The organism is Marivita sp., assembly GCF_017643905.1.
Classification (GTDB): domain Bacteria; phylum Pseudomonadota; class Alphaproteobacteria; order Rhodobacterales; family Rhodobacteraceae; genus Marivita.
On record NZ_JAEPMO010000164.1, the window covers coordinates 1 to 9155 of the forward strand.

A 9155-nucleotide genomic window follows, 5' to 3' on the forward strand; every position below is an offset into this window, starting at 1 on the left:
ATCGGCTGCGATCCGAAATCTGACACCACAAGCCTTCTGTTCGGCGGCAAGGCCTGCCCGACAATCATTGAAACCTCGACCAAAAAGAAACTGGCCGGGGAAGAGGTCAAGATCGGCGATGTCTGCTTCAAGCGTGGCGGTGTCTTCGCGATGGAGCTTGGCGGGCCCGAAGTGGGTCGTGGCTGCGGCGGTCGCGGAATCATCCACGGGTTCGAGTTGCTTGAAAAGCTCGGCTTTCACGATTGGGATTTCGACTACGTTCTGCTCGACTTCCTGGGTGACGTGGTCTGTGGTGGCTTTGGTCTGCCCATTGCCCGCGACATGGCACAGAAGGTGATCCTCGTCGCCTCGAACGACCTGCAATCGCTTTACGTGGCAAACAACGTCTGTTCGGCGGTCGAATATTTCCGTCGTCTTGGTGGCAACGTGGGTGTCGCGGGGCTGGTCATCAACAAGGATGATGGCTCCGGTGAGGCACAAGCCTTTGCAGAAGCGGTTAAGATCCCGGTTCTGGCGTCGATCCCGCAGGACGATGACCTCCGCAAGAAATCCGCGAATTACCAGATCGTCGGCACAGCCCAATCTCAATGGGGTGCGCTGTTTGCCGAACTTGGCATGAACGTGGGTGAAGCTCCGCCCGTACGTCCTGCGCCTTTGACGCAAGACGGCCTGCTGGAGCTGTTCGACGGGTCCGAAACCGGTGCGGGTTACACGCTTGTGCCAGCGACCGACATGGACATGCGCGGCAAGAACGCTGCGCCGCAGGAATCCTTGGAAGTGATTTACGACGAAGCGTGACGGCTAGCCCCCGGAACGCCATTGGGAACGAAAGTAGAAGACAACGTGACGAACGAAGCAACATACGACGAGACGGCAGAGGTTGAAGTGATCCGTGGGGAACCACGGGTCGACGCCCCCGATGCGCCCGTGCTGGCGGATGGTCTTGGGTGTCACTCTGGGTCCGAGATGGAAAAGGCCGCCAGACTGGCAGGCAATTCCGAGATGCTGGATCAGTTCGCGAAGGACTATCCGAAAGGTCCGCACGACCAACCACAAAGCATGTGTCCCGCCTTTGGGTCGCTGCGTGTCGGTTTGCGGATGAAGCGGGTTGCGACGGTTCTGTCAGGGTCCGCCTGCTGTGTCTATGGTCTGACCTTCGTGTCCCACTTCTACGGTGCGCGTCGGTCCGTCGGCTATGTACCGTTCAACTCGGAAACGTTGGTTACGGGCAAGCTTTACGAAGACATCCGGGAAAGCGTGCACGAAATGGCCGATCCCGAGCGGTTCGATGCCATCGTTGTCACCAACCTATGTGTTCCGACAGCCTCTGGCGTTCCTTTGCGGCTGCTTCCGAAAGAGATCAACGGCGTCCGCATCGTCGGCATCGACGTGCCCGGTTTTGGTATTCCGACACATGCCGAGGCGAAGGATGTTTTGGCGGGCGCGATGCTCAACTACGCGCGCGAAGAAATCAAAGCAGGTCCCGTGCAAGCGCCTGCTGGCGGCAAGTCGGATCGACCAACTGTTGCGCTTTTGGGTGAGATGTTCCCAGCCGATCCGATGATGATTGGTGCCATGCTGGCACCGATGGGATTGGCCGCTGGTCCGGTTGTGCCGTGCCGCGAATGGCGCGAGCTTTATGCTGCGCTTGATTGTGGTGTTGTTGCTGCGATCCATCCATTTTACACAGCCGCTATTCGGGAATTCGAAGCGGCTGGACGCCCAATTGTGGGTTCTGCGCCTGTGGGTCATGACGGCACCGCCGCCTGGCTTGCGGGAATTGGAGATGCGTTCAACATTCCCGCCGCCCAGGTCGCCATAGCGCAGAATGCGTTTCTCCCTGCGATCAAGGGCGCACTCGCGCAGACACCGATCAAGGGGACCATCACGCTGTCGGGCTATGAAGGGTCCGAATTGCTGGTCGCGCGCCTGTTGGTCGAAAGCGGCGCTGACCTTCGCTATGTCGGCACCGCCTGTCCGCGCACGAAATGGTCCGAACCTGACCGTGAGTGGCTGGAAAGCAAGGGCATCAAGGTCACCTATCGCGCGTCGCTTGAAGACGATTGTGCAGCGATGGAAGCCGTGAAGCCTGATCTGGCCATCGGCACGACTCCGGTTGTGCAGAAAGCCAAGGAGATGGGCATTCCCGGCCTGTATTACACCAACCTCATTTCCGCCCGTCCGCTGATGGGTCCGGCGGGGGCTGGGTCTTTGGCCGAAGTCATCAATGCCGCCATCGCGGGCAAGGCCCGCATGGATGACATGAAGGCCTTCTTCGAAGGTGTCGGAACCGGTGACACCGCAGGCGTATGGGAAAAATCCCCGAACCTGCGTCCCGATTTCCGCGCCCAGCATCAGAAGAAGCTCGACAAACAGGCGCGTGCCGCCAAGGCCGAGGAGATGATCTGATGCTCATTCAAGATCACGACCGCGCGGGCGGCTACTGGGGGGCGGTATACGCCTTTACTGCCGTTAAAGGATTGCAGGCGGTAATCGACGGCCCGGTCGGCTGTGAAAACCTGCCTGTCACGTCTGTTCTGCATTACACGGATGCGCTTCCGCCGCACGAACTCCCTATCGTGGTTACTGGCCTCGGTGAGGAGGAGCTGGGTCGAGAGGGGACCGAGGGGGCGATGAAACGCGCCTGGGGTGTGCTTGACCCAGCTCTGCCGGCGGTTGTCGTTACCGGGTCCATCGCCGAGATGATTGGTGGCGGCGTGACTCCGATGGGCACGAACCTTCAGCGGTTCCTGCCTCGCACCATTGATGAGGATCAGTGGGAAAGCGCGGATCGCGCGATGACGTGGATCTTCACGGAATTCGGCATGACCAAGGGTCGGATGCCTCCCGAGAAGAAGCGCGAAGAGGGCGCAAAGCCGCGCGTGAACATCCTTGGTCCGATGTATGGCACGTTCAACATGCCGTCCGATCTGGCCGAGATCCGGCGTCTGGTCGAAGGGATCGGAGCCGAGGTCAACATGGTGATGCCGCTGGGCAGCCACTTGGCCGAGATGCGGAACCTGGTGAACGCCGATGTGAACATCTGCATGTATCGCGAATTCGGTCGTGGCCTCGCGGAATGCCTTGGGAAGCCCTACCTGCAGGCGCCGATCGGCATGGATTCAACCACCAAGTATCTGCGCAAGTTGGGGGAACTGCTGGGCCTCGATCCTGAGCCGTTTATCGAGCAGGAAAAGCATTCGACACTCAAACCCATTTGGGATCTTTGGCGCTCTGTCACTCAGGATTTCTTTGCCACCGCGTCCTTCGGAATCGTCGCGAACGAAACCTATGCGCGCGGTATCCGGAACTACCTTGAAGGCGATCTGGGCCTGCCTTGCGCCTTTGCCGTGGCGCGTGTTGCCGGTGCCAAGACCAACAACGAAGAAGTCCGGTCGCTGGTTCATTCCAAGAAGCCGCTCGTTCTGATGGGGTCGATCAACGAAAAGATGTACCTTGCCGAAATGAAGGCGGGGCATGGCCCACAGCCGACCTTCATTCCGGCAAGCTTTCCGGGTGCCGCGATCCGCAGGCATACCGGGACACCGATGATGGGCTACGCAGGTGCGACCTATCTGCTTCAGGAAGTCTGCAACGGTCTGTTCGATGCGCTCTTCCACATCCTGCCTTTGGGAAGCGAGATGGACAAAGCGGATTCGACCTTGACGCCGCTGCGCCGCGACTTCCCGTGGGACGTCGACGCACAATCCGAGCTGGATCGGATCGTCGCGCAGCACCCCGTACTTACCCGTATTTCTGCCGCCAAGAACCTGCGCGACGCCGCAGAGGCTGCAGCACTGAAACAAGGCGCTGAACGTGTCGTCGTCGAGACCGTTCAAGCCCTTGCAAATTCCCAAGGAGGACCGACCACATGACGGATTTCACCTCTTCTGACACGCGCTCGCACAAGCACGGTCACACCAAACGCGGGACCGAGTTCCTGGTCTATTTCAGCATCATCTTCATCGTCGCGATCCCCTTCGCGTTCGTGATCTGGATGCTTGAAGTGTTCCAGAAGCAGACGCTCAACATGCGGGGCCCATTGGCGCGCGCATGGTGCGAAGCGGATCGGATCACGCCACTGATTTTCTCGGCCTGAAACGGCTGGGGGAGCGAGACTGTCCGCCCGGCGGGGTGGACAGGACCTGCGGAGCCTTGGCTCCAAGGGACCCGGCCGCAGGGAGTGCGGCGTCAGCATAACGTTCCGGAGGAAAGTTCATGGCTGATAATACCGACCTGTCATTCACAGGTCTTACTGACGAGCAGGCCCAGGAGCTGCATTCCGTCTACATGAGCGGCCTTTGGCTGTTCTCGGCGGTTGCAGTGGTTGCACACCTTGCAACCTTCATCTGGCGCCCGTGGTTCTGAGGAAGGATTAGAAAATGGCAAAGTTCTACAAGATCTGGCTCATCTTTGATCCCCGTCGCGTGTTTGTCGCGCAGGGCGTCTTCCTCTTCTTGCTGGCTGCAATGATTCACCTCGTGGTGCTGTCCAACGGCATCAACTGGTTCGAAACCGCAGCAGCCGCTGGCATGTAAATGCTCGCGAGCTCGGAAGAGCTCAAAAGATCGCTGCGGGCGGAGCCCGATACCGGACCGCCCGCGGCAAAACTGAGTGACTGAAACATGACGGCTGAGTCTCGTTCGGGGCATGCCGGCAAACGCGGAGATAAAGAAGATGGCGCTGCTCAGCTTCGAAAAAAAGTATCGCGTCCGCGGAGGGACGCTGATCGGCGGCGATCTGTTCGACTTCTGGGTTGGGCCTTTCTACGTGGGCTTCTTTGGAGTCACGACCGCCTTTTTCGCTCTGCTCGGCACGATCCTCATTTTGTGGGGAGCGGCCGATCAAGGCACATTCAATCCATGGCTCATCAATATCGCGCCGCCTGATCTGAGTTATGGTCTGGGCATGGCGCCGCTGATGGAAGGCGGCCTTTGGCAGATCATCACGATCTGTGCGGTCGGCGCCTTCAGCAGCTGGGCGCTGCGCGAGGTCGAGATATGCCGCAAGCTGGGTATCGGGTACCATGTGCCCTTCGCCTTCAGCTTTGCAATCTTCGCCTATGTGACGCTGGTTGTGTTCCGCCCGCTTTTGATGGGAGCATGGGGACATGGTTTCCCATATGGGATCTTCAGCCACCTCGACTGGGTGTCGAACACCGGCTACGCCTACCTGCACTTCCACTACAATCCGGCCCACATGATTGCGGTGACGTTCTTCTTCACCACGACGCTGGCGCTGGCGCTGCATGGTGGTCTGATCCTGTCGGCTGCGAACCCTGAAAAGGGTGAAGAAATGCGAACCCCGGATCACGAAGACACGTTCTTCCGCGATTTCATCGGCTACTCGGTCGGTACTCTGGGGATCCACCGCGTTGGTCTACTTCTCGCACTCAACGCTGGATTCTGGTCCGCGATCTGTATCATCATCTCTGGCCCCGTCTGGACGAAGGGCTGGCCTGAGTGGTGGAACTGGTGGCTCGAATTGCCCATCTGGGGCGCCAATGTGGGGATGTAATCATGGCTGAGTATCAGAACATTTTCACACAGGTCCAAGTTCAGGGAAAACCCGAATGGGGCATGGCAACCGACAACGCCGAGTATGAACGCACACGCAAAGCAGGCTTTTCGACCCTGATCGGTTGGATTGGCAACGCACAGCTTGGCCCCGTTTGGCTGGGTTGGACAGGGATGGTGTCGCTCGCGACGGGTATCCTCGCGCTCAATATCATCGGTCTGAACATGCTGGCACAAGTTGGCTGGTCTGTCCCCGAGTTCATCCGACAGCTGTTCTGGTTGGCGCTTGAGCCGCCAAGCCCGGAATACGGTTTGCGCATGCCACCGCTGAACGAAGGCGGCTGGTACATCATCGCAAGCTTCTTCCTGCTGATTTCGGTGATGAGCTGGTGGGCGAGAACCTACCTGCTCGCGATGGAACACAAGATGGGCAAACACGTCTTCTGGGCGTTCGGCTCGGCGATCTGGCTGTTCCTTGTCCTTGGTCTCTTCCGTCCGATCCTGATGGGATCCTGGTCTGAAGCGGTGCCATACGGGATTTTCCCGCACCTCGATTGGACCACCGCGTTCTCGATCCGGTACGGCAACCTTTACTACAACCCGTTCCACGCGCTTTCGATCGTGTTCCTCTATGGTTCCGTCCTGCTCTTTGCGATGCACGGTGCGACCATTCTGGCGGTGACCCGTTACGGCGGCGACCGCGAGCTGGAGCAGATCATTGACCGCGGAACAGCCACCGAACGTGCCGCCCTTTTCTGGCGCTGGACCATGGGCTTCAACGCCACGATGGAAGGTATTCACCGCTGGGCGTGGTGGTTCGCGGTTCTGACGCCGATCACTGGCGGCATCGGTATCCTACTGACCGGAACCGTGGTGGACAACTGGTTCATCTGGGCACAGGAGCATCACTTCGCTCCGATGTATGACGGCTCTTACGGATACGAAGCCTACGGTTCCTATGAAACCTTTATTGGACAGGAGAACTGATCATGTTTCCCAAATGGTTCGATAAATGGAACAATGAGAACCCGACCAACATCTACGGTCCGGCGATCCTCATCGGAGCTGTGGGGGTAGCTGTTACAGTCGCTGCGTTCCTCGTGGTGGTCGGCCAGCCCTTCAAAACCGAAAGCCTGCAATCCGGTCCACGCGGAACGGGGATGTCACGGCCGGAATTCGTGCGCGAGGTGCGGACACCGGACCCGTCCATCGAAGTCATGTACTCCGAGGCACCCTATGTGCCGGAAGGTGGCGAGCCACTGGCGCGGGACATCTACCAGAACGTTCAGGTGCTGGGCGATCTGACCGAATACAACTTCAATCGCCTCATGCTGGCCATGACGGATTGGGTTGCCCCGGATCAGGGCTGTGCCTACTGCCATGGTGACGTGGACGTCGAAGAATACGGCAACGATGATCTTTACACCAAGGTTGTCGCCCGTCGGATGATCCAGATGACCCAGACCATCAACGAAGGCTGGGATGGTCACGTCAACGCCAACAAGACAGTAGGTGTGACTTGCTACACCTGCCACCGTGGCCAGAACGTGCCGTCGGATATCTGGTTCAAGATGGGGTCCGTCAATGAAGCAGCCGGCGGTTGGGCGGCGGTTCAGAACAGGGTGACGGTGCAAAGCCAGTACACGTCTCTGCCGTCTGATGCTTTGGAGACGTTCCTGCTGGATTACGGTCGCATCGGGGTTCACAATCTCGAAGCCCATGTCGCTGAATACCCATCTGAAGAGGGTGTCACCACATGGCAGGACACGGAACGCACGTTCAGCCTGATGAACTATGTGTCCAACTCTCTGGGTGTGAACTGCGTGTTCTGTCACAACAGCCGCGCGTTCTATGACCCCGAGCAGGTGACCCCGCAATGGTCAACCGAACAGCTGGGCATCGGCATGGTTCAGGAAATCAACAACGAGTACCTCGTGCCGCTTGAGGATGTGTATCCGCCGGAACGCCTTGGTCCGGTCTTTGCCGACGCGCCGAAAGCCGCCTGCAAAACCTGCCACAAGGGGTACCAGCAACCGCTGCAAGGGACGAATGTCATCGCTGACTGGCCCGAGCTCGCAACGACAGGTGCGCCTGTTTACGAATGATGGGTCTGGGCGGTTCGCCGCCCTGACCATCCGCCAGATCCGGTTTTGACAGGTTCCCAAAACGCAAAACCGGATACGGGGCTCAACACCCCGGTTCCCTTCCTGTTGGCTACAGGAACTGGCGTCACGTTTCTAGGCACCCCCTGGCAAACGTGACGCCTTCTTCCCTCTGTCCCCGAGGAGACTGCCAGATGACACACTCCCTTACTCCCAATCTTGATCGGGTTGCCGGACCTGCTGATCTGCGACGCATGGACGATGCCACGCTGACGAAGGTTGCGCATGAAGTGCGGTCCGAAGTGATTTCTGCCGTCTCGCAAACGGGAGGTCATCTCGGGTCGAGCCTCGGAGTGGTTGAATTGACGGTGGCCATCCATGCGGTGTTCAACACGCCGATGGACAAGTTGATCTGGGATGTCGGGCATCAGTGCTATCCTCACAAAATTCTAACCGGACGCCGCGACCGGATGAAAACTCTGCGTCAGAAGGACGGTCTGTCCGGCTTCACCAAGCGGAGCGAGTCGGAATACGACCCCTTCGGTGCCGCACACTCGTCCACGTCGATCTCGGCAGCCCTCGGTTTTGCTGTTGGCCGCGACATGGGTCGCCCGACCGGTGACGCGATTGCCGTGATCGGTGACGGTTCGATCAGCGCGGGCATGGCCTATGAAGCGATGAACAACGCGGGCCACGAAGGCCGCAGACTGTTTGTCATCCTCAATGACAACGAAATGAGCATCGCGCCCCCTGTTGGCGCCATGTCATCCTACCTGAGCCGCATGTATGCCAATGAACCTCTGGCCAAGGTGAAATCACTTGCCGAGGGGTTCGAGGCTGCGCTGCCTGCACCAATGCGCGAGGGGGCCAAACGCGCCCGCCAGCTTGTGACCGGGAACCTTCAAGGGTCAGGCACGCTATTTGAAGAGTTGGGTTTCGAATATATCGGCCCCATCAACGGTCACGACATGGGCCAGCTCTTGCCCGTGCTGCGCGCCGCGCGCGCGCGTGCGACGGGTCCGGTTCTCATCCATTGCTGCACGGTCAAAGGCAAGGGCTATGCCCCCGCCGAAAACAGTGCCGACAAATACCACGGCGTGTCGAAATTCGACGTGGAATCGGGCGCCCAAGCCAAATCGAAGCCCAACGCGCCCAGCTACACAAAGGTATTCGGCGACGCGCTGACCGAGGAAGCCGCGCGCGATCCGAATATTGTCGGCGTGACGGCCGCCATGCCCGGTGGAACAGGGATCGACATCCTTGCCGACCGTTTCCCCTCGCGCGTGTTCGATGTGGGGATTGCAGAACAGCATGCGGTCACGTTCTCGGCCGCGATGGCCGCGTCCGGACTCAAACCGTTCTGCGCGATCTACTCGACCTTCCTGCAACGGGGCTATGACCAAATCGTTCACGATGTTGCCTTGCAGAATCTCCCTGTGCGTTTTGCGATCGACCGTGCTGGATTGGTCGGTGCCGATGGTGCCACCCATGCTGGGTCGTTCGATGTCGGGTATCTTGCAGCTTTGCCCAACATGAC

10 protein-coding genes are annotated in these 9155 nt (G+C 59.1%); all 10 read left to right on the top strand.

The annotated features are described in order from the left end of the window. Positions 1-798, top strand: a 798-nt coding sequence (locus tag JJ869_RS19785; RefSeq protein WP_292269903.1) for a chlorophyllide a reductase iron protein subunit X, incomplete at its 5' end; no start/stop codon positions are given. Positions 799-843: 45 nt separating this feature from the next. Beyond that, complete coding sequence (gene bchY / locus JJ869_RS19790) at positions 844-2409, top strand: chlorophyllide a reductase subunit Y (protein WP_292269907.1); 1566 nt, start codon at positions 844-846, stop codon at positions 2407-2409. Next, the gene (gene bchZ, locus JJ869_RS19795) at positions 2409-3875 is read left to right on the top strand and encodes a chlorophyllide a reductase subunit Z (protein ID WP_292269910.1); all 1467 of its coding nucleotides are present in this window, start codon (positions 2409-2411) and stop codon (positions 3873-3875) included. Before bchY ends, bchZ begins: the two co-directional genes overlap by 1 nt. Next, positions 3872-4099, top strand: a complete 228-nt coding sequence (gene pufQ / locus JJ869_RS19800) for a cytochrome PufQ (protein WP_072778077.1) — start codon at positions 3872-3874, stop codon at positions 4097-4099. The genes bchZ and pufQ overlap by 4 nt, the downstream gene beginning before the upstream one ends. 119 nt (positions 4100-4218) lie before the next feature. Continuing rightward, entirely contained in the window at positions 4219-4368 is a 150-nt protein-coding gene (gene pufB, locus JJ869_RS19805; RefSeq protein WP_072778079.1) for a light-harvesting antenna LH1, beta subunit, read from the top strand. 14 nt (positions 4369-4382) lie between these two features. After that, positions 4383-4538, top strand: a complete 156-nt coding sequence (pufA, locus tag JJ869_RS19810) for a light-harvesting antenna LH1, alpha subunit (protein ID WP_085627475.1) — start codon at positions 4383-4385, stop codon at positions 4536-4538. Between the two features lie 139 nt (positions 4539-4677). Then, positions 4678-5517, top strand: coding sequence for a photosynthetic reaction center subunit L (pufL, locus tag JJ869_RS19815; RefSeq protein ID WP_292269913.1), 840 nt, complete (start codon positions 4678-4680; stop codon positions 5515-5517). Positions 5518-5519: 2 nt separating this feature from the next. After that, a complete protein-coding gene (gene pufM / locus JJ869_RS19820) occupies positions 5520-6503 on the top strand; it encodes a photosynthetic reaction center subunit M (protein WP_292269915.1) in 984 nt (327 codons plus the stop codon). A gap of 2 nt (positions 6504-6505) precedes the next feature. Next, entirely contained in the window at positions 6506-7621 is a 1116-nt protein-coding gene (pufC, locus tag JJ869_RS19825) for a photosynthetic reaction center cytochrome PufC (protein ID WP_292269917.1), read from the top strand. A gap of 191 nt (positions 7622-7812) precedes the next feature. Beyond that, a partial coding sequence (gene dxs / locus JJ869_RS19830) for a 1-deoxy-D-xylulose-5-phosphate synthase (protein WP_292269919.1) occupies positions 7813-9155 on the top strand: 1343 nt, incomplete at its 3' end.

Bases quoted from the DNA above. Each gene is read 5' to 3' on its own strand.
- pufC (WP_292269917.1), top strand. From the start codon at position 6,506: ATGTTTCCCAAATGGTTCGATAAATGGAACAATGAGAACCCGACCAAC.
- pufB (WP_072778079.1), top strand. From the start codon at position 4,219: ATGGCTGATAATACCGACCTGTCATTCACAGGTCTTACTGACGAGCAG.
- pufM (WP_292269915.1), top strand. From the start codon at position 5,520: ATGGCTGAGTATCAGAACATTTTCACACAGGTCCAAGTTCAGGGAAAA.
- pufA (WP_085627475.1), top strand. From the start codon at position 4,383: ATGGCAAAGTTCTACAAGATCTGGCTCATCTTTGATCCCCGTCGCGTG.
- bchZ (WP_292269910.1), top strand. From the start codon at position 2,409: ATGCTCATTCAAGATCACGACCGCGCGGGCGGCTACTGGGGGGCGGTA.
- pufL (WP_292269913.1), top strand. From the start codon at position 4,678: ATGGCGCTGCTCAGCTTCGAAAAAAAGTATCGCGTCCGCGGAGGGACG.
- pufQ (WP_072778077.1), top strand. From the start codon at position 3,872: ATGACGGATTTCACCTCTTCTGACACGCGCTCGCACAAGCACGGTCAC.